Origin of the sequence: Neisseria chenwenguii (assembly GCF_002216145.1) — a bacterium.
In the GTDB taxonomy this organism is placed as follows: Bacteria; Pseudomonadota; Gammaproteobacteria; order Burkholderiales; family Neisseriaceae; genus Neisseria; species Neisseria chenwenguii.
Genome location: NZ_CP022278.1, coordinates 2,168,107 through 2,189,086 on the forward strand (window position 1 = coordinate 2,168,107; position 20,980 = coordinate 2,189,086).

At 55.6% G+C, this 20,980-nt stretch carries 17 protein-coding genes, 1 tRNA gene and 1 pseudogene; 10 read left to right on the forward strand and 9 right to left on the reverse strand.

Annotated elements, in window-relative coordinates; translation table 11 throughout:
• Nucleotides 1–10: 10 nt before the first annotated feature.
• Nucleotides 11–87 (reverse strand) — tRNA-Pro (locus BG910_RS10485).
• Between the two features lie 121 nt (nt 88–208).
• Between BG910_RS10485 and BG910_RS10490 the strand changes: the two genes are divergently transcribed.
• The 5 genes from BG910_RS10490 to BG910_RS10510 all read left to right on the forward strand — a co-directional run bounded on the left by BG910_RS10490 (nt 209) and on the right by BG910_RS10510 (nt 5,456).
• Complete coding sequence (locus BG910_RS10490; protein ID WP_089037242.1) at nt 209–1,054, forward strand: PhzF family phenazine biosynthesis protein; 846 nt, start codon at nt 209–211, stop codon at nt 1,052–1,054.
• A gap of 269 nt (nt 1,055–1,323) precedes the next feature.
• Complete coding sequence (locus BG910_RS10495; RefSeq protein ID WP_089036788.1) at nt 1,324–2,223, forward strand: lysine exporter LysO family protein; 900 nt, start codon at nt 1,324–1,326, stop codon at nt 2,221–2,223.
• A 70-nt stretch (nt 2,224–2,293) separates the two neighbouring features.
• Nucleotides 2,294–3,088 carry a DeoR/GlpR family DNA-binding transcription regulator gene (locus tag BG910_RS10500; RefSeq protein ID WP_089036789.1) on the forward strand — a complete coding sequence of 265 codons (795 nt, stop codon included), beginning with the start codon at nt 2,294–2,296 and terminating at the stop codon, nt 3,086–3,088.
• Between the two features lie 88 nt (nt 3,089–3,176).
• Nucleotides 3,177–3,797 (forward strand): glutathione S-transferase N-terminal domain-containing protein, encoded by a 621-nt coding sequence (locus BG910_RS10505; RefSeq protein ID WP_089036790.1) that lies wholly within the window; start codon nt 3,177–3,179, stop codon nt 3,795–3,797.
• A 192-nt stretch (nt 3,798–3,989) separates the two neighbouring features.
• Nucleotides 3,990–5,456 (forward strand): DASS family sodium-coupled anion symporter, encoded by a 1,467-nt coding sequence (locus tag BG910_RS10510; RefSeq protein WP_089036791.1) that lies wholly within the window; start codon nt 3,990–3,992, stop codon nt 5,454–5,456.
• 103 nt (nt 5,457–5,559) lie between these two features.
• On the opposite strand, the gene BG910_RS10515 is transcribed toward BG910_RS10510, so the two are convergent.
• From BG910_RS10515 to yajC, 6 genes are all read right to left on the reverse strand, one after another.
• Nucleotides 5,560–6,885, reverse strand: a complete 1,326-nt coding sequence (locus BG910_RS10515) for an MFS transporter (protein WP_089037243.1) — start codon at nt 6,883–6,885, stop codon at nt 5,560–5,562.
• Between the two features lie 248 nt (nt 6,886–7,133).
• The gene (locus tag BG910_RS10520; RefSeq protein WP_089036792.1) at nt 7,134–8,474 is read right to left on the reverse strand and encodes an MFS transporter; all 1,341 of its coding nucleotides are present in this window, start codon (nt 8,472–8,474) and stop codon (nt 7,134–7,136) included.
• Between the two features lie 191 nt (nt 8,475–8,665).
• Entirely contained in the window at nt 8,666–9,502 is an 837-nt protein-coding gene (locus BG910_RS10525; protein ID WP_089036793.1) for a shikimate dehydrogenase family protein, read from the reverse strand.
• 271 nt (nt 9,503–9,773) lie between these two features.
• Nucleotides 9,774–10,712 carry a protein translocase subunit SecF gene (secF, locus tag BG910_RS10530; RefSeq protein WP_089036794.1) on the reverse strand — a complete coding sequence of 313 codons (939 nt, stop codon included), beginning with the start codon at nt 10,710–10,712 and terminating at the stop codon, nt 9,774–9,776.
• A 3-nt stretch (nt 10,713–10,715) separates the two neighbouring features.
• Nucleotides 10,716–12,569 carry a protein translocase subunit SecD gene (gene secD / locus BG910_RS10535; RefSeq protein WP_089036795.1) on the reverse strand — a complete coding sequence of 618 codons (1,854 nt, stop codon included), beginning with the start codon at nt 12,567–12,569 and terminating at the stop codon, nt 10,716–10,718.
• Nucleotides 12,570–12,717: 148 nt separating this feature from the next.
• On the reverse strand, nt 12,718–12,978 hold the full coding sequence (yajC, locus tag BG910_RS10540; protein WP_089036796.1) for a preprotein translocase subunit YajC: 261 nt from the start codon (nt 12,976–12,978) through the stop codon (nt 12,718–12,720).
• Nucleotides 12,979–13,162: 184 nt separating this feature from the next.
• On the opposite strand from yajC, the gene BG910_RS10545 reads away from it, so the two are divergent.
• From BG910_RS10545 to BG910_RS10560, 4 genes and pseudogenes are all read left to right on the forward strand, one after another.
• Entirely contained in the window at nt 13,163–14,203 is a 1,041-nt protein-coding gene (locus BG910_RS10545) for a histone deacetylase family protein (RefSeq protein WP_089036797.1), read from the forward strand.
• 214 nt (nt 14,204–14,417) lie between these two features.
• Nucleotides 14,418–15,481 (forward strand): annotated as a pseudogene (locus BG910_RS10550) (2,3-butanediol dehydrogenase).
• Between the two features lie 183 nt (nt 15,482–15,664).
• Complete coding sequence (gene tehB, locus BG910_RS10555; RefSeq protein WP_089036798.1) at nt 15,665–16,528, forward strand: SAM-dependent methyltransferase TehB; 864 nt, start codon at nt 15,665–15,667, stop codon at nt 16,526–16,528.
• 131 nt (nt 16,529–16,659) lie between these two features.
• Nucleotides 16,660–17,193 carry a gamma carbonic anhydrase family protein gene (locus BG910_RS10560; RefSeq protein WP_089036799.1) on the forward strand — a complete coding sequence of 178 codons (534 nt, stop codon included), beginning with the start codon at nt 16,660–16,662 and terminating at the stop codon, nt 17,191–17,193.
• Nucleotides 17,194–17,320: 127 nt separating this feature from the next.
• On the opposite strand, the gene BG910_RS10565 is transcribed toward BG910_RS10560, so the two are convergent.
• Both BG910_RS10565 and BG910_RS10570 read right to left on the reverse strand, forming a co-directional pair.
• Nucleotides 17,321–18,703 (reverse strand): L-serine ammonia-lyase, encoded by a 1,383-nt coding sequence (locus BG910_RS10565; RefSeq protein WP_089036800.1) that lies wholly within the window; start codon nt 18,701–18,703, stop codon nt 17,321–17,323.
• Nucleotides 18,704–18,719: 16 nt separating this feature from the next.
• Complete coding sequence (locus tag BG910_RS10570; RefSeq protein WP_089036801.1) at nt 18,720–19,949, reverse strand: SLC5/6 family protein; 1,230 nt, start codon at nt 19,947–19,949, stop codon at nt 18,720–18,722.
• Nucleotides 19,950–20,254: 305 nt separating this feature from the next.
• Here BG910_RS10570 and BG910_RS10575 point away from each other — a divergent pair, with 305 nt between their 5' ends.
• Nucleotides 20,255–20,863 (forward strand): Maf family protein, encoded by a 609-nt coding sequence (locus BG910_RS10575; protein ID WP_089036802.1) that lies wholly within the window; start codon nt 20,255–20,257, stop codon nt 20,861–20,863.
• Nucleotides 20,864–20,980: the final 117 nt, after the last annotated feature.

Here is a 20,980-nt window from a genome sequence, read left to right on the forward strand (position 1 = left end):
TTTTAATTTTTGGTCGGAGTGAAAGGATTCGAACCTTCGACCCCTTGCACCCCATGCAAGTGCGCTACCAGACTGCGCCACACTCCGACTTGAGAAGTTGCGGATTATAAACGCGCGTTTCGCTGCTGGCAAGTGTTTCCTTGTATAAACTTCGTGCCGTCTGAAATATAATCGCATTTTCAGACGGCCTTTGGAGGAGGCGATGAGCGTGGCAACGCCTTTTTATCTGGTTAACGTTTTTGCCGAAACGCATTTCGGCGGCAATCCGCTGGCGGTGTTTCCGCAGGCGGACGGCTTGGACGGCGCGCTGATGCAGCAGATTGCGCGGCAGTTTAATTTGTCGGAAACGGTGTTTGTGCACCGGCCTGAGCGCGGTGAACATGCGGCGCGGCTGCGGATTTTTATGCCGGATTACGAACTGCCGTTTGCGGGGCATCCGACGCTGGGCGCGGCATTTGTCTTGCACGGCCTTTGGGGACTGGGCGGGACTTATACGCTGGAAACGCTGTCGGGCGCAGTGGAAATCCGCCATCAGGGTTCGGCGGTGTCGCTTTCGCTGCGCAACGGCGTTCAGACGGCCTCATCGGTGCTGACGCAGGCGGCGGTTGCGGATTTGCTGGGATTGGCGGCGGACGACGTGGCAGAGGCGCCGGTTTGGGTGAACACGGGCACTTGGCAGCTTTTGGCCGGCCTGAAATCGTTTGACGCGGTGGCGTGCTGCGGGATTGCCGATGCGGCGCGGTTTGCGCGGGAAACGGCCGAACGCGGCGTGGCGCAGCTTTATGCATGGGCGGAACAGGGCGGCGAGGTGGTGTCGCGGATGTTTTTTCTGCAAAACGGTGCGGTGGTCGAGGATACAGGTACGGGCTCGGCGGCGGTCAATTTGGGCGGGCTGTATTTCAGCCGGCATCTTGCGCCGTTTGCCTGCACGATCAGGCAGGGCGACTCGGCGGGCAGGCCGAACCGCCTGACGATGAGCGTGGACGCAGACGGTGTGATTACCGTCGGCGGGAATGTGGTGGAAGTGGGGCAGGGGCGGTTTGTGCTGCCTTGAGGCCGTCTGAAAACAGAAGGGCTGTTTGGAGAAGATGGATTTTTGAGCCGGTTTTTCAGACGGCCTTACGAATTTATTCCGGACAGCAGTGCGCCTGCGCGGGAATGACATCCGTTAAAGTCCGGTTGCTGAGCGTAGTCAAAGCATCAGACGGCCTTCAAACAGCCGTTTTGATTTTCACAAAACCCTTCAATTCCGTCTGAAACATTCACACCAAAACCCCGCCCGTTTTCAAAACAATTCAAACAGTTAAAAACTTCAGGACAACAATGGAAAGTCTGATAACGCTGCTGTCGGTACTGACGCCGATGATTCTCGGTTTTTTTATCCGCGTGCCCAAACGCTTTTTGGTTTTGGTGGATAAAGCGCTGGTGTGGCTGGTGTATGCGGTTTTACTGCTTATCGGCGTGTCGCTCTCGAGGGTGGAGAACTTGGGGGCGCAGTTGGATTCGATTGCGGGGATGGCGCTGCTGCTGTTTGCCTGTACGATCGGGGCGAATCTGGCGGCGCTAGCCTGGTTTGACCGCCGTTATTCGTGGCAGGCGCGGGGGTCGGGGAAGAAGCCGCGTGTGAGTATTTGGGGGAGCGTGAAACAGCTCGGCTGCGTGGCGGCGGGCTTTGTGGCGGGCAAGCTGATGGCGGGGGTGTGGCTGCCGTCTGAAAATGCGGGGATGTATTGCCTGATGACGCTGGTGTTGCTGATCGGCATCCAGCTCAACGGCAGCGGCGTGAAGTTGGCGCAGGTGTTGGTCAACCGGCGCGGTGTTCAGACGGCCTTGTGGATGATGGCGTCGTCGTTGGCGGGCGGGCTGCTGTTTGCGGCGCTGGTGGGCGAAGTTTCATGGACGATGGGGCTGGCGCTTTCGTCTGGATTCGGCTGGTATTCGCTCTCGGGCCTGGTGATGACGGAGGCTTACGGGGCGGTGTGGGGCAGCATCGCGCTTCTGAACGATTTGGGGCGGGAATTTTTTGCGCTGGCGTTTATTCCGATGATTATGCGCCGTTATCCGAGCGCGGCGGTGGGTGTGGGCGGGGCGACGAGTTTGGATTTTACCCTGCCGGTGATTCAGAGTTCGGGCGGTTTGCAGGCAGTGCCGCTGGCGATCAGTTTCGGCTTTATCGTTAACGTGGCCGCCCCGTTTTTGATGGTGGTATTCTCGTCGGTTTAATGATTCTGTCGGATTGAAGAGGCCGACGGTTTTTGGCAGAATCGGCGCACAAGAAAAAAGAGGACACACCATGAAATTTAAAATCCAACGCCACGAAAAAATCATCGAATTGGTGCGCGAACATCATTATATGTCGGTGGATGCGCTGGCGCAGGCGCTGGACGTTACCCCGCAGACCATTCGCCGCGATATTAATTTATTGTGTGAAAACAACGTATTGCATCGTTATCATGGCGGCGCGACCATGGGCGGGATTTTAGAGAGCGAGCTTCAGCAGGGCAGGCGCAGCAGCCAGCAGGATGAAAAGCACACCATCGCGCAGATGATTGCGGCGCAGATTCCTGACAATGCCTCGCTGTTTGTCAGCATCGGTACGACAATGGAAGCCGTGGCCGCCGCGCTAGTAAAGCAGCGCAAAAATCTGCGCATCATCACCAACAATATTTATGTGGCGACCGTAGCCGCCGCCCGCAGTGATTACACTGTGATTATCACTTCCGGAGTGGTGCGGCCGGTGGACGGCGGCATCACGGGCGTGGCGACGGTGGATTTCATCAACCAGTTTAAAGTCGATTACGCCATTTTGAGCGCCCACGGCATCGAACACGACGGCTCGCTGTTCGATTACGACTACAAAGAAGTCAGCGTGATGCAGGCCATGATGGCCAACGCGCGGGTGCGCTATCTCGGCGTCGATCACACCAAATTCCGCAGCAATGCGCTGGTGCGGCTGGGTAATATTGCCGAGTTTGACAAAGTGTTTACCGACCGCGAACCCGACGCGGATATGCGCAAAATCCTCACCGAAGCCGGCGTCAAATGGCTGGTTCCTGCTGCGGTTGAAACGGCTGAAACGGAGACATAATCAAATTTTAGATTTTGCCGCCGGAGCGACCGAGGTCGGAGTAGAATGGTCGGTGTACTATTTTTGAACCTGCCGAAAAGGAAACATCATGAAACTTTGGTCTTCCACCACCAGTCCGTTTGTCCGCAAAGTCCGCGCCGTTGCCGCCCATCACGGTTTGAGCGGGCAAATCGGGCTGTTAACCGTCAAATCCTCGTTCGACCCTGCTTCGCCGCACAATCAGGATAATCCGCTCGGCCGTGTGCCCGCGCTGCAACTTGACAGCGGCGAATGGCTTTACGGTAGCACGCTGATTGCCGAATACCTCGACAGCTTGGGCGGCGCCGAAACGCTGTTTCCGAAAGACGGCCGCCGTTGGCGAGTTTTGGCACTGCATTCGCTGGCCGAAGGTTTGCTGGAAAACACCATTCCCATCATCGCCGAAAAAATGCTCCGCCCTGAAAACGAATGGTGGACAAGCCGCTACGCCCAGCTTCAGGCGCGCAACGCCAAAACTATGCCCGCGCTGTTCGAAGCCGCCAAAGCGTTCGGGTTTGAATTGAATATCGGCACGATCAACGCCGTCTGCGCCGTGCAGTTTCTGCTGTTCCGCTCCAACCTGACCGAAGCGGGCAAACTGCCGCATATGCAGGAATTGCAGGTATGGGCGGAGGAGATGTGCAAACGCTACGAATGTTTGGAATCCACCAAGCCGTATGCCGCGGCTTGAGTGTTGGGGGCAATAAAGGCCGTCTGAAAAATTCAGACGGCCTTTTTATCTGCGGCAGGCAGCCGTTTAAATCTAAATGTTTTCAGACGGCCTTTGCTGTTTTTTGTGATGAATCAATATAAACCATGCCGACGGGTCTATACTTCGGTTCATTAGGCATTTACTACATTATCTTTCAAAAAGGAGCATCTCATGCAGAAACTCGGTTTCAAGCCGCTGCCGGCGGTGGTGGCGGTGGGTTTGTCCCTGTTGATTTGGTTTGCGGTTCCTGTCCCCGAGGGCGTGTCACCGCAGGCTTGGCATCTTTTGGCGATGTTTGTCGGCGTGATTGCGGCGATTATCGGCAAAGCGATGCCGATCGGGGCGGTTTCGATTATTGCGGTGATGCTGGTTGCGCTGACAGGCGTAACCGCCGACAAGCCCGCGAATGCGGTGAAAGACGCGCTTTCGAGTTTTTCCAGTCCGCTGATTTGGCTGATCGGGGTGGCGATTATGATTTCGCGCGGGATTTTGAAAACCGGTTTGGGCGCGCGCATCGGTTTTCTCTTTATTTCGATGTTCGGCAAAAAAACACTGGGCATCGGTTACAGCCTGGCCTTGTCCGAACTGCTGCTTGCGCCGGTTACGCCGAGCAACACCGCGCGCGGCGGCGGGATTATCCATCCGGTGATGAAAGCGATTGCGTCAAGCTACGATTCCGACCCGGAAAAAGGCACGCAGGGGCGCATCGGCAAATATCTGGCGTTGGTCAACTACCACAGCAATCCGATTACTTCGGCGATGTTCATCACCGCGACCGCGCCCAACCCGTTGGTGGTTGATTTGATTGCCAAAGCGACCAACAGCGACATCCACTTAAGCTGGGGCACTTGGGCGCTGGCGATGCTGCTGCCGGGCCTGGCAGCGATGGCGCTGATGCCTTTGGTTCTGTATTTCCTTTATCCGCCCGAAGTGAAGGAAACGCCCAACGCGGCGCAGTTTGCCAAAGAAAAACTTGCCGAAATGGGCGCGATGAGCCGCGGCGAAAAAATCATGCTCGGCATTTTTGCCGTTTTGCTGGTGTTGTGGGCGGGCGTTCCCGCGATGATGTTGGGCAAGGCTTATGTGGTTGATGCGACGACTACCGCGTTTATCGGCCTGTCGCTGCTGCTTCTGACGGGCGTTTTGGAATGGGACGACATTCTGAAAGAAAAAAGCGCGTGGGACACCGTCACTTGGTTTGCCGCGCTGGTGATGATGGCGACCTTCCTCAACAAGCTGGGCCTGATCGGCTGGTTTTCCACCATGCTGCAAACCGGCATCGAACACACCGGCATGGGCTGGGCGGGCGCATCGGCGCTGCTGCTCTTGGCCTATATGTATGCGCACTATATGTTTGCCAGCACCACCGCCCACATCACCGCCATGCTCGGCGCGTTTTACACCGCCGGCATCGCATTGGGCGCACCGCCGATGCTGTTCGCCTTGCTGATGGCCGCCGCGTCCAGCATCATGATGACGCTGACCCACTACGCCACCGGCACCTCGCCTGTGATTTTCGGTTCGGGCTACACCACGCTGGCGGAATGGTGGAAAGCCGGCTTCATCATGAGCGTCGTCAATCTTGCCGTGTTTGTGTTGATCGGCGGGGTTTGGTGGAAAGTATTGGGTTATTGGTAGAGGCCGTCTGAATGAAGAATGCCGTCTGAAAAATGTTCAGACGGCATTTCTGTTTGTGCCGTTTGCAGACGGCCTGACGGCTTTTGCAAACCGCCGTCAAGCGTCAGGCTTGGTTCCGGTAAAGCCTGTATTTCAGCCAAAGGCAGGCGGCCATGACAACGGAGGGAACGGCGAGTACGGCGAAAACGGCGCTCAGCTCCACGTTTTGCACCAGCAGAAGCCCGGTCAGAAACGTTCCCGCCACCGCACCCATGCGGCCGATGCCGAGCATCCAGGCGATACCGGTGGTGCGGCAGGCAGTGGGATAAAACTGCGCCGCCAGCGCGGGCAGGGAGGCTTGTGCGGTGTTGTGCGCCAGCCCCGCGAACAATACCGTACCGACCAAAAGCCACAGCCCGCCTTTGAGCGCGAAGCCGACGGAGGCAACCGACAGTGCGGTCAGCAGCGACATCAGCGCAATCAGACGGTTGCCGTCGAAACGGTCCATCAGATAACCATTTGCCGCAGCGCCCAGCCCGCCGAGCGCGAACAGCCCCGCAATCTGTGCACCCGCCTGTGCGCCCAAACCGGTTTCTTTAAACAGCGTCGGCATCCAGTTGATAACGGAATAAAACACAATCAGCCCCATAAAATAACTTGTCCACAACAGCAGCGTACCCGCACGCAGTTTTGCGCCGAGTATGGCCGCCGTCGGCGCTTCGGCGCGGGTGGGCGGCGGTTCGGTGGTAAAAACGGCTGCCGTTGTTGCGGCGGCGGAATCGATGCGGCTGAGGATTTTGCGGATTTGCGCCTGCGGCCGGCCTTTGGCGGCGAGATAGGCAGGGGATTCGGGCAGAAGCACCATCATAAATACACCCAAAGCCAGCGGCATCAGCCCGCACCAGAACAGCAGCATCCGCCAGCCGTATCCGGGAATCAGCCATGAGGCAAAAAAGCCGCCCGCGGCCGCACCGAGCGGAAAACCGCAATACATGGTGTTGACGGTAAACGCGCGCTTGCGTTCGGGGCAGAACTCGGCCAGCAGCGCGACCGCATTGGGCATGGCCGCGCCCAGCCCTAGTCCCGTGATAAAGCGCAAAACAGCCAGCTGCGTCAGATTTTCCGCAAGAGCCGATGCGGCGCAGAACGCGGCAAACAGCAGCACCGATGCGGTCAATACTATCCGGCGTCCGATTTTATCGGCCAGCGGTCCGGATGCGGCGGCGCCGGCGGCCAGACCGAACAAGGCCGCGCTCAATACGGGGGCAAGCGCCGCTTTCTGCACGCCCCATTCGTTGGACAGCGCGGGCGCGATGTAGCCGACGGCGGCGGTGTCCATGCCGTCGAAAAAGGCGGTCAGAAAGCAGAGGGCGAAAACGAGTTTTTGGAAATTGGAAAAACGGCGGATGTTGAGAAAATCCTGAACGCCGACGGTATCGGTCTGCTGCATGGCGGTCTGTTTGGTTGATGGGACGGCAGGATGATAAAGCAGGGCGGGGATTTTGTAAAAACCGTCAGGCCGGGACATCGGCCAAAATAAAAGCGTCTGCCCGAAGGCCGTCTGAACAGACAAACACTTTCAGACGGCCTTTTATACTCCGAAGAGGTTGTATTTTTTGTCGGATTCAAGAATCCGACCTACGGTGTTGAAGGCTGTTTGAAAACGAATTTTCAGACGGCCTGACGTTTTTTGCAGTTTCAGGATTTTTCCGTTCCGGCGTAGAAGGAATATTTCAGCATCAGCGAGGCGGAGATGATGAGGGCAGGAACGGTCAGCGCGAAGGCGATGGTGGAGAAGTTCCAGCCCATATTCAGCATCCACGAGCCTGCGTATGCGGAAACGATGGCACCTGTGCGGCCGACGCCGTGCATCCAGCTGTTGCCCGTGGCGCGTGCGGAGAGTGGGAAGAAATTGCTGGAGAGTGCGTTCATGCCCGTGCCGCCGCCGTTAAACGCCGCGCCGATGAAAAACGAGGTCAGACAGAGCAGCAGGTATTGCGCGCCCAAACCGCTCATCACAACCAATACGGCGGCGCCGCTGAAGTAGGAGAGTGCCAGAATGCGGTGCGCCTCGAAACGGTCCATAAACCAGCCGAGCATGATTGATCCCAGCGGGCCGCCGAGTTGGAACATCGCCGAGATGACCGAAGCCTGTTCCGCCGTCATGCCTGATTCGTTAATCATGGTCGGCATCCAGTTGCCCAAGAGGTACACGAGAAAGAGGTGGGAAAAATAAATAATCCACAAAAGCAGCGTGCCTTTGGCGTAATGGCTGTTGAACACGGTCTTCATCGGATTGGCATCGGTCTGTACAGCCGCTGCGGGCAGGGTAAAGACGCTGTTTTCGTTGGTGCTGCCCGGTGCGCAGGCTTCGACGATTTTGCGGATTTCGGCGCGGTCTGTCCCTTTGTGCACCATAAATGCCAGCGATTCAGGCAGCTTGAACATCATGTACACACTCAATAAAACCGGCATCACGCCGCCGAAGACGAAGACGCTGTGCCAGCCCCAATGCGGAATCAGCCAGGCCGCTAAAAAACCGCCGCCCGCAGCGCCTACGGTAAATCCGGCAAAAACGACGGTAACCAAAAGCGCGCTGCGCCGGACCGGCGAATATTCTTTAGCCAGAGTCGCCACCATCGGCATGATGCCGCCCATCGCCAAACCCGCGATAAAACGGAACGCCATCATCTGGCGGACTTCGGCGGCCAAGGCCACCAAGAGGGTAAACAGCCCGAACGTGAACACGCAGGCAATCAGCACTTTGCGCCGCCCGAAACGGTCGCCGAGCGGCCCCGTGCCCAGCGCGCCGAACGTCAGGCCGAACAGCGCCGCGCTCAATACGGGCGCAAGGTCGCTGTTGCTCAGGTTCCAGGCCGCCTTCAGCGAAGGGGCAACGAAACCCATGATTACGACGTCGAAGCCGTCCATCAGAACGATCAGGAAGCAGAGGAAAATGACTGTTTTCTGATAGCGGCTGACGCCGCGGTGGTCGAGCAGGGCGCGGACGTTGATTTCGTTGTTTGGCGTTTGCGGCATGGGGTTCTCCTGTCACCGTTTTTTCAGACGGCCTTTTGCTTGGCAAAAACCGTCAAGGCCGTCTGAAAAAGCAAACCGCTTCTCACGTTCGGAGTGCGGATGTTTTGGGCTAAATAATTTTAAAACAGATGGTTATTGAATTTTGAAATGATTGGCGGATTTTCAGACGGCCTATTGATGCCGTCTGAAAATCAATATTCCACCCGCGCCACTTCGTGCAGATGTTCCGCCGTCGTCGTCGGCAGGCCGAAATATTCGAGGTAGGCGGGAATTTGCTCGAACAGCATATCCGTGCCGACTTGCGTTTTGCAGCCTTTGGCCTGCACCGCCGCCAAAAACGCGGTGGTTTCGTGTTTCAAAACCACTTCGCCGACGAAGGTTTCCGGCGCGATGCGGGAAACGTCGGTCGGCATCGGGTCGCCGTCGTTCATGCCCATCGGCGTAGCGTTCGATACCAAATCGAAACCCGCGGGGTCGTTGCGGCCGGTTTCCACAACCAGATCGGGATAATGCTTTTTCAGACGGCCTGCCAGCGCATCGGCCGCTGCCGTGTTCACGTCAAACAGTGCGAGCCGCGCCACGCCCTCCGCCGCCAGCGAGGCAGCAATCGCCGAACCCACACCGCCGCTGCCGACGACCAGCGCGCTTTTGCCCTCGGGTGAGAATCCCTTGCGGCGGATGCCGCGCACAAAACCCTCGCCGTCAAACATATCGCCTTCGAGCTTGCCGTCCGCACCGCGGCGCACGGCGTTGCACGAGCCGGCAATCTGCGCCGTCGGCGTGAGGCGGTCAACCAATGAAACGGTGGTGACTTTGTGCGGCATGGTAATCAGCGCGCCGATGACGTTGTCACAGCTAAAAACTGCGTGTAAAAAATCAGGATAAACAGGTGCTTGCGAGGAAAACGGCACCACCAGCGCATTGATGTCCGCCGCTTCGAAATAGGGGTTGTAAATCATCGGCGATTTGAAGGTTTGGGTGGGGTAACCGATGTGGGCGATGACTTGGGTGTTGCCGTTGATGTTCATGAAATTTGTCCTCTGCGGGTTTTCAGACGGCCTTACGCTTCGGTGGGAGTGTTTGGGCCGTCTGAAAACGGGTTTGTTAAAGTTTTGCCGTAATTCGGTAATTTAGCATTAAATCGGAAGTTTTGCGCAATTAATTTCTGTTTTTATACATATTGTCATAAAAAATGCTGTCGCAACAGCCTGAATACATTCCCAAGCGGGAACGGTTTTCAAAATAGTAAAAGGCCGTCTGAAACTTTCAGACGGCCTTTCTTTTTCAGACGGCAGGGGATCAAACCACGGCTTCTTCTTTTTTCTTCTGCGGTTTGGCGATGTTGTCGCGGTTCAGACCGAACATCAGCAGCAGCGGGCTGGCGACCAATACCGAAGAATAAATGCCGAACACGATGCCGATGGTCAGCGCCATGGCGAAGCCGTGCAGGGCGGCGCCGCCGAAAATCAGCATGGACAATACCATCGCTTCGGTCGAGCCGTGGGTGATGGCGGTGCGGCTCATTGTTGAGGTGATGGCGTTGTCGATCACCTGAGGAACGCTGTGGCCGCGCATGGCGGGTTTGCGGAAGTTTTCGCGGATACGGTCGAACACAACCACCGATTCGTTCACGGAATAGCCTAATACCGCGAGAATACCGGCCAAGACAGTCAGCGAAAATTCCCATTGGAAAAAGGCGAAGCAGCCGAGAATGATCACGATGTCGTGCATATTGGCGATAATCGCGGAAACGGCAAAACGCCATTCGAAACGCATGGAAAGGTAGATGATGATGCCGGCGACCACCATGCCCAGCGCCATCAGGCCGTTGCTGACCAATTCGTCGCCGACCTGCGGGCCGATGAATTCGACTTGGCGCAGGGTAACGTCGGGGTTGTCCTGTTTGAGCAGGTTCATGACGTTGTTGGAAAGCTGGGCGGATGCGACGCCTTCTTTGTTGGGCAGGCGGATCATGAGGTGTTTGTTGGTACCCAATGCCTGCACCTGCACTTCGCCGAGCTTGAGCGTTTCCAGTTTGGCGCGGGTTTGGTTGACGTCTGCGCCTTGTTTTTGATACTGCACTTCCATCACGGTACCGCCGGTGAATTCCACCGAGAAATTCAGCCCTTTGGTCACGAGGAAGAAGACGGAGGCGATAAACGTAACCAGTGAGATAAACGTGGTCAGTTTGCCGTAGCTCATAAACGGGATGTCACGTTTGATTCTGAACAGTTCCATGTTTTACTCCTTGGCGGCAGCCGCACCGTTTTCAGGTTTCCAAACCTGGCCGATGGAAATGGTTTGCAGTTTGCGGCGGCGTCCGTACCACAGGTTAACGAGTGCGCGGGAAACGACGACGGAAGAGTACATCGAAGTGGCGATGCCCAGGCAATGCACCACGGCAAAGCCGCGCACGGGGCCGGAACCGAAAATCAGCAGGGCGATACCGGCAATCAGCGAGGTCAGGTTGGAATCGACAATCGTTGCCCAAGCGTGCTGATAGCCGAGGTTGATGGCCTGCTGCGGCGCCACGCCGGCACGCAGTTCCTCACGGATACGTTCGTTAATCAAGACGTTGGAGTCGATCGCCATACCCAGCGTCAACGCCAGTGCGGCGATGCCGGGCAAGGTCAGCGTGGCTTGCAGGGCGGAGAGAATCGCTACCAAAAACAAGATGTTGGTCGTCAGCGCAATGGTTGAGAACAAGCCCATCAGGCGGTAGTAAACCACCATAAAGACGGCCACAACGGCAAAACCCCACAGGGTCGAATCAAAGCCTTTTTCGATGTTTTCTTTACCCAAAGACGGGCCGATGGTGCGCTCTTCGACAATCTGCATCGGCGCGGCCAGCGAACCGGCGCGCAACAGCAGCGAGGTGTCGTTGGCTTCGGCGGTGCTCATGCTGCCGGAAATCTGCACTCGGCCGCCGGTAATGGCGGAGCGGATCACGGGTGCGGTGACGACTTCGGATTTGCCCTGATCAATCAACACCATCGCCATGCGTTTGCCGACGTTTTGCGCGGTCAGCTCGCCGAAAATCGTGCCTCCTGAGCCGTCCAGATTGATGCTGACGGCGGGTGCGCCGTTTTCGTCGAAACTCGGCTGCGCGTCGTTGATGTTGTCGCCGGTCAGCTCGACCTGTTTGTTGACCAGAACTTTTTCGGGATTCTCGCCGGCGCTCGAAAGCAGCTCGAAACCGGCGGGGACGTTGCCGTTTAAGGCCGCCTGAACTTTGGCCGGATCGTCTTCGACCATGCGCACTTCCAGCGTAGCGGTGCGGCCGATGATGTCTTTGGCTTTGGCGGTATCCTGTACGCCCGGAAGTTGCACGACGATGCGGTCGGCGCCGGCCTGTTGGATCACCGGCTCGGCCACGCCCAATTCGTTGACGCGGTTGTGCAGCGTGCTGATGTTCTGCTTCACGGCGTCGGTACGTACTTTATTGATCACTTCCTCGGAAAGCGAAAGCACCAAGCTGCTGCCCTGCGGCGCCAGCGTGGCTTCGGGAAAGAGGTTTTTCAGCGCGGGCAGGGCTTTCTGCACATCGGCCGCGTCTTGAAACGGCACGGTCAGGCTGTTGCCGTTTTGCGCGATGCTGCCGATGCGGATTTTCTGACGGCGCAGCTCGCGGCGGATGTCGCCCGAATAGCGTTCGAATGTTTTGACCATTGCCGCTTTCATATCGACCTGCATGGTGAAATGCACGCCGCCGCGCAAGTCCAAACCCAAAAACATCGGATTGGCCTTGATTTTCGCCATCCATTCGGGGCTGTCGGCCAAGAGGTTGAGGGCGGTGATGTAGCCTTCGCCCAGCGTGTTTTCGATCACGTCGCGGGCTTTGAGCTGGGTTTCCGCGTCTTTAAAACGGATTTTCAGCGAATTATCGACGACAAACATTCCGTCGTCGGCAATGCCGGCCGTCTGAAGGGCAGAGGCGACACGCGCTTGGGTTTGATCGTTGATCACAATGGACTGGCGGTTGGTCGATACCTGTACGGCGGGCGTTTCGCCGAAAATATTGGGCAGCGAATAAATCATCGCCAATACAATCGTGAACGCAATCAGCAGGTATTTCCATAAAGGATAACGGTTCATGGCAAACCTTTGTTGCAGGCCGTCTGAAAAACGGTTACTGAGCGTAGCCGAAGTATCAGACGGCTTGTTTTAAAAATAATTGAAAGTAATGAAAGACAAACAGCCGCTTTCGGAAAAATCCCGAAGGCGGCCCGTTTCAAACAAACTGTTAGTCAACTTTGGAGGCAATCGAGTTGCGCTCGACTTCCACTTCCACGCCGCGGCCGATTTCAACGGTAAAAAACTGCTCGCCGACTTTGGTTACGCGGCCTTTGAAACCTGCGGCCAACACCACTTTGTCGCCGGTTTTCAGTTCGGCCAGCATGGCTTGGTGGGCTTTGAATTTTTTCTGTTGCGGGCGCATGATCAAGAAGTAGAACACCACCATAATCAGCACCAAAGGAGCGAATTGAGCAAAAGCCTGTTGCATTGTTTTTTTCCGTTCTCTAAAAATCAGTTGAAAGAAGCGGGCTTGAGCCTGCCCGCAAAATTAGGCTATTCTAAAGGCCGTCTGAAAAATTTCCAAGCATTTCCTGACTGATTAACGCTATTTGACAGCAGTTTTCCCAAAGGCCGTCTGAAAATCCCGATTAGGTATTGCGCATTCCCATTTCATGAAAAAAATCCTACGCCGCCTGCGCCGCTTTATCCGCCGCCTGCTGGGCATCAAGCCCCGCATGGTTTGGCTTACGCATCCCGTTTTCCTGCAACATGAGCCGGGCGGCAGTCATCCCGATTCGCCCGAACGCATCCGCGCCGTCGAGGCCGAACTCAAAGCCCAAAATATCTGGCGCCACCTGCAAACCGCAGAAGCCGGCGAAGTCAGCGACACACAGCTTGCGCTGGTGCATTCGCGCCGCTATCTGCATTTTCTCGAAGCCAACCAGCCGCCCGAAGGCAAAATCTACCGAATCGACGACGATACCGTGATGAGCCACGACTCCATGACCGCCGCCCGTTTTGCAGCCGGCGCCGTCGTGGCCGCCGTCGATATGGTCATGGCGAAAAAAGCCCACAACGCTTTCTGCGCCGCCCGCCCGCCCGGGCACCACGCCAAAAGCGGCAGCGCAGGCGGATTCTGCTTAATCAACAGCACCGCCGTCGGCGCCATGTACGCCATCGCCGAATACCGCCTGCAACGCATCGCCGTCATCGATTTCGACGTCCACCACGGCGACGGCACTACCGAAATCTTCAAAGACGACCCGCGCATCCTGTTTCTCAACGTTTTCGAAGCCGACCTTTTCCCCTTTCCCGATTTGGAAAAAGAACGCGGCAGCAGCCCGAATATGCTGCATACCCCGTTTGAACGCGGCGCCTCCAGCCTGACTTTCCGCCGCCGCATCCGCAACGAATGGCTGCCCGTGCTGGGGTCGTTCAAACCCGAGCTGATTCTGTTTTCCGCCGGTTTCGACGCCCACCGCGACGACGAAACAGGCCGTCTGAATCTGCACGAAGCCGATTTCTCATGGCTGACGCACAAAATCGTTCAGACGGCCTCAAGTTGCAACGGGCGCATCGTTTCTGTTTTGGAAGGCGGCTACACACTCACGCCGCTGGGCAAATCCGCCGCTGCCCACATCCGCGTTTTGGCGGGCAAGGGCAGGGGGGTGGACGTGATGCGGTACAACCGGCGGTTGAAGCAGCGGACGTGAGTTTTCAGACGGCCTTTACACTCCTGCGGTTTATCTTGGCCTGCCGTTGCAGTAGAATGAACGATCGGATTGATTGTTTCACTATTAATTAATCGTCTGATTCTTAAATTTACCCGTTGAAATAAAAATAAAAAGAGGACGTTGTTAAGATTTAGACGGTGTAAGTCGTGACGAATTTAATTTCCAACCCGTCTCAAAACTAAGGAGATTTAGCATGAAAGCAGCACGTTTCTACGATAAAGGCGACTCCGCATCGAAGACATTCCCGAGCCGACGGTCGCGCCGGGTACGGTCGGCGTGAAAGTGGCTTGGTGCGGCATCTGCGGCACGGATTTGCACGAATTTATGGAAGGCCCGATTTTCATTCCGCCCTGCGGCCATCCGCACCCGATTTCCGGCGAATCGGCGCCGGTAACGATGGGACACGAATTCTCCGGCGTGGTGTATGCCGTGGGCGAGGGCGTGAACGATATTCAGGTCGGCCAGCACGTTGTGGTCGAACCCTACATCATCCGCGACGATGTGGACACCGGCCCGGGGCAGAATTACCATCTCTCCAAAGACATGAACTTCATCGGCTTGGGCGGCTGCGGCGGCGGTTTGGCGGAAAAAATCGCCGTAAAACGCCGCTGGGTACACCCGATTTCCGACAAAATCCCGCTCGACCAGGCCGCGCTGATTGAGCCGTTGTCGGTCGGTCACCACGCCTATGTACGCAGCGGCGCAAAAGAAGGCGATGTGGCCTTGGTCGGCGGCGCGGGTCCGATTGGCCTGCTATTGGCGGCGGTATTGAAAGCCAAAGGCATCAAAGTCATCATCACTGAATTGAGCAAGGCGCGCAAAGACAAAGCCAAAGAATCCGGCGTGGCCGACCACATTCTCGACCCGAGCGAAGTCGATGTTGTGGCCGAAGTGAAGAAACTTACCAACGGCGAAGGCGTGGACGTGGCGTTTGAATGCACCAGCGTCAACAAAGTGCTGGATACGCTGGTCGAAGCCTGCAAACCCGCGGCCAACCTCGTGATTGTATCGATTTGGAGCCATCCGGCTACGATTAACGTACACAGCGTGGTAATGAAAGAACTCGACGTGCGCGGCACCATCGCCTACTGCAACGACCATCAGGAAACCATCAAACTGGTGGAAGCAGGCAAAATCAACCTCGAACCGTTCATCACCCAGCGCATCAAGCTCGACGAGCTGGTTTCCGAGGGCTTCGAGCGTCTGATCCACAACAACGAATCTGCGGTTAAGATTATTGTGAACCCTAATCTGTAAAGGTTTTTGAGTAGCAAGAGGCCGTCTGAAAATGATTTTTTCAGACGGCCTGATTTATTTGCGGATACATTACCGCATGTCTCACAAAACAAGGATCTTCAACCGGCCCGTCAAATATATCCGACAGCGGCACCGGCAGCTGCTATAATCCGAATCTTTAAAACCGCAAACAAGGAGCCCGTTATGATCGGGCAGCAGCTTTTCTGTTACAAACAAATGCCGGTATGGCAGGCCGCCGAAATTCCGGAGGCGCTGCTGGCGAAACACAATACCGCCGAGGGCACATGGGGTTGTTTGAGTGTCCACACAGGCCGTCTGAAATTTGAAGCGCTCGACGAATCGGGCAATACGCTGGAAACACACGAGCTGACGCCCGAGCGCGAAGCATGGCTGATTCAGCCGCAGCAGTGGCACAAAATCACGCCGCAAACCGACGATACCGCCATCCAGCTTGAGTTTTACTGTGAAGCCGCCGACTATTTCAACAAAAAATACGGCATGAGCGCCACCCATTCCGCCGTCCGCGCCGCAGACGGCACCGTGCCTGTCGGCAAAGCGCTCGATATGGGCTGCGGACAAGGCCGTAATGCTTTGTTTTTAGGTTTGAAAGGCTTCGATGTTACCGCCGTGGACAACAATCCCCACGCCGTGCAAAATGTCGAAGAACTCGCCCGCATCGAGGATTTGAACGTCAAAGCGTTTGAATACGATTTAAACGCCGCCAACCTGCAAGACGATTTCGACTACATCGTCGCCACCGTCGTGTTTATGTTTCTGCAACCGCGATTCGTGCCGCAAGTCATTGAAAATATGCAGCAACACACCCGCCCTGGCGGCTACAACCTGATTGTTTCCGCGATGGATACGGAAGATTTTCCCTGCCCGATGCCGTTCCCGTTTAAATTTCAGGAAGGCGAGTTGCGCGAATATTACAAAGATTGGGAACTTGTTGAATACAAAGAAGAACTCGGCTCTATGCACGCGAAAGACGAATTCGGTAATCCGATACAGTTTAAATTCGTCACGATGCTGGCGAAAAAGCCGTGAAGAAAAGCCATAAAGTCTGAAGGCCGTCTGGAAAACCCCCCGCTGTTTTTCAGACGGCCCCAATCTTTGCAGATGCCGTCTGAAACCGCCAGGATACGCCGTCAAACCAAAAACATACCGAAGGAGAAACCATGACCGTCCGAACCTTTCAAAAACACGCCCCGCAGATTGACGAAAGCTGCTTTATCGACGAGACCGCCGTCGTCATCGGTGAAATCGAGCTGGCGGCAGACGTTTCCGTGTGGCCGTTGGCCGTGTTGCGCGGCGACGTGAACTTTATCCGCATCGGCGCGCGCAGCAATGTGCAGGACGGCAGCGTGTTGCACGTTTCCCATAAAAACGCGCAAAAGCCCGACGGCTCGCCGCTGATTGTCGGCGAAGACGTCACCATCGGCCACAAAGTCATGCTGCACGGCTGCCGCATCGGCAACCGCGTTTTGGTCGGCATGAGCACGGTTATTCTGGACGATGCCGTTATCGAAGACGACGTAATGATCGGCGCCGGCAGCCTCGTGCCGCCGCGCAAACGGCTGGAAAGCGGCTATTTATACGTCGGCTCGCCCGTGAAACAAGTGCGCAAACTGACCGACGAAGAAAAAGCGTTTCTGACTTATTCTTCGGCGCATTACATCAAGCTTGCGAAAGCGCACGGCGGGGAGGGTTGAGGCCGGAGCTGTTGTCAGAATCAAACAGGCCGTCTGAAAATTTCAACGGTTGGTGGGCGTAGTCAACCCACTGCACCCACCAACCGTTGAAATTTTCAGACGGCCTGTTTTGCAGTAAACAACAAATTCAACTGCAAGGTACAACTTTAATGGCCAGACCACCGGTAGAGGTTTCGCGGTATTTGGCATTCATATCCTTACCTGTTTCGTACATGGTTTCAATGACCTTATCCAACGAAACGCGAGGTGTCCCGCTGCGGCGCAATGCCATACGTGCGGCATTGATGGCTTTGACGGCACCGATGGCGTTGCGTTCGATACAGGGTACTTGGACTTGTCCGCCGACAGGATCACAGGTCAGCCCTAAGTTGTGTTCCATGCCGATTTCGGCGGCGATGCAGACTTGTTCGGGTGTGCCGCCCATTATTTCGGCAAGTCCCGCAGCCGCCATCGAACAGGCAACACCGACTTCGCCTTGGCAACCGACTTCGGCGCCGGAGATGGAGGCGTTCATTTTATACAGCGTACCGATGACGCCCGCGGTCAGCAAGAAGCGTTCGAAGGCTTCCTGTGGCAGTTGCGGTGAGATGAAATGACGGTAATAGGCCAATACGGCCGGAACGATACCGCAGGCGCCGTTGGTCGGAGCGGTAACAACGCGCCCGCCGGCGGCGTTTTCTTCATTGACTGCCAGCGCAAACATATTGATCCAGTCGATAATCTGCATTGGATCGTCAGAGAGGATGTCTGTCGATTCCAAGCGGAAACGCAGGGTGGCGGCGCGGCGGACGACTTTCAAGGGGCCGGGCAGCAGCCCTTCGGTGTGGAGGCCGCGGTTGATGCAGTCGTCCATTGTTTTCCAGATGAGCGTGAGATAATCGGAAATTTCCTGTTGGCTGCGCAACGCCAGCTCGTTACGCAGCACCAGTGAAGAAAGGGGGAGACCCTGTTCTTTGCAGTGTCGCAGCAGGTCTTCCGCGTTGCAGTAGGGGAAGGGAACCTCGGCCGTGTTGGTTTTTTCTTCGCCGAAATGTTCGTCGTCAACGATAAAACCGCCGCCGGTGGAATAAAAAGTTTTTTCAGCCAAAAGCGTTTCGCCTGCAAAGGCATGGAACGTCAGGCCGTTTTCGTGTTTCGGCAGAAAAGTGCTGTGAAACGGCATATCGCGGTAAAAATCAAAGGCGATGGTCTTCGCCGCGCTGCTGTCGGCTTCGGCCAGCGTCAGCGTTTGCTGCTGCTTGATGTTGGCGATTGCCGCTTCGATGCGCTCGATATCGACGTTGTCAGGCAGGTAGCCCATCATTCCCATTACAATGGCGGTGTCGGTGTTGTGGCCGCGGCCGGTAAGAGAAAGTGAGCCGTACACGTCGATAATGATGCGATCGGTTTGCGCCAGCAGGCCGTCTGAAATCAGGCTGTCCAAAAACTGTTTGGCGGCTTTCATCGGCCCTACGGTATGGGAGCTGGAGGGGCCGATGCCGATTTTGAAGATGTCGAAGATGCTGATCATGGTATTGCTCCGAGTCTCAGAAAAAACCGTAAAGAATGGCGGAGATGGCAAACAATCCGGTAACGATGACGAAAGTATTGCTGAAAACCTGTTTACGGTATTTTTGCAGGGCAGGCACTTTATACACGGCATACACCGGCATAATAAACAGAATCACCGCAATTACCGGACCACCCAGGCTTTCGATAAACCCCAAAATGCTGGGGTTGAGCGCGGCGGTCAGCCATACGGTCAGGAAGAAAAAGGCCGCAGTATATTTTTTGAAACGTTCGGGGGCAATCGGTTGGGCGGTAAAGCGGTTGACCAAACCTTCCAAACCTTCGCGCGCGCCAAGATAGTGGCCGAAGAACGAGCTGCTAATGGCCAGGAATGCGACCAGTGGGCCGAGGTAGGAGATAATCGGGTTGTCGAATTTATTGGCCAGATAAGAGAGGATGGAAATGTTTTGCGATTTGGCTTCGGCCAGTTCGGCAGGCGTCAGCGTCAGTACGCAGCTGAATACGAACAGCATCACAAACAGCACCAAGATGGTTGATGTTGCGCGCAAAACCCTGCTTGCAGCTGCTTCGGCAGTATCCGCATCGCCGTAGAATTTCTGTTGTGAGAGTGAGAAAGACGAGATGGCAGGCGAATGGTTAAACGAGAACACCAACACGGGGATGGTTAGCCACAGCGTCGAAACAAAATCCCCTGTGGTTGGAATCTGCTGAAAAGCCGCACCATTCCAATGGGGAATCAGATAAAGCGATAAGCCTACCAAAATAAACACCAGCGGATAAACCAGCCAAGTGGTGATTTTCAGCATTACGGCTTCACTGAACAACATGACGCTGACCATCAGACCAACCAAAACGCCTGAAAGGATGACACGCGGCGGCGGGGCGATGTGGAGCTGGTTTTCCATAAAAGAAGCCACAGTATTGGTCATGCCGACGCCGTAAATCAACAGAATCGGGAAGATGGCGCAGAAATACAGCAGCGTAATCAGACGACCCGCATTTTCACCGAAATCCTCACGGACGACGTAGGTGATGTCGTTGCCCGGGTGTCCGGAAGACAGTACAAACCGCATCAGCCCCCTGTGTGCCAGATAAGTCATCGGGCCGACCAAAACAGCCATGATGACCAACGGCCAAAAACCGCCCATCCCCGCATTAATCGGCAAAAACAAAACGCCGGCACCTACTGCGGTGCCGAAAAGGCTCAATACCCATGTTAGGGAGAATTTGCGTGAGTCCGTAGCCATTTTCAATCTCCTTGCCATTTTCAATCTCCTTGTTGATTGAACAAACTTTAAATGAAAAATCCACTAAAGATGAAAATCTTTCATTTATACAAAATCAAGCAATGATATAGTAATGGATAATGAAAATGCGGCAACATAAAACCAATAAAAGATTGATAAACAGCAAAGTGTAAATTGAAAATAATTATTTAGAAAATGGTATATTCCGTTATTTTGTAATATGAAATTAGCAAGAATGCAGGTGAAAATATTATTGCTGGTAAGCAGGCGAAACACGATAAAATTTTGATCATTTAAGGGTTAATATGAATGAAAAAATTCTCTACCTCGCTTCCGGCAGCCCGCGCCGCCGCGAGATTTTAGAAAATCTCGGCTACACCGTCGTGCGCCTCAGTGCCGATATTGACGAAACGCCGCTGCCCGATGAAAACGCCGCCGATTATGTGCAGCGCATGGCGCGCGAGAAAAACGCCGCCGCGTTAAATTTGTGGAACGCGCAACACAGCAGCCTGCCCGAGTTTCCTGTTTTGACCGCCGACACCACCGTTGCGCTGGACAACCGCATCTTGGGTAAACCCGACAACGCCGCCCATGCCGAAGCCATGCTGGCGCAGCTTTCGGGGCGCACGCATCAGGTGTTGACGGCGGTTGGCGTCCATTGGCGGGGCGATACGCAAATCGTGATGCAGCAAAGCGACGTGCGCTTCAAAACTCTGTCTGCCGCTGAAATCCGCGCCTACGTCGGGAGCGGCGAACCGCTGGACAAAGCCGGCGCCTACGGCATCCAGGGTGTGGGCGGCGTGTTTGTGGAAGATCTGCGCGGCAGCTTCACCGGCGTGATGGGGCTGCCCGTATTCGAAACCGTCGTGCTGTTGCGGGCGATGGACCGGGAAACGCCGCCATTCGGCGCGTGAGGATTTGGAAAGGTAAAAATCCGAGTCTTCGAGAAAATCTGAAATGCCGGCCAAAGGCCGTCTGAAATGCTTAAATCGGTCATTCACGCTTAGGTAGGAACGATGCCGACAAAGATT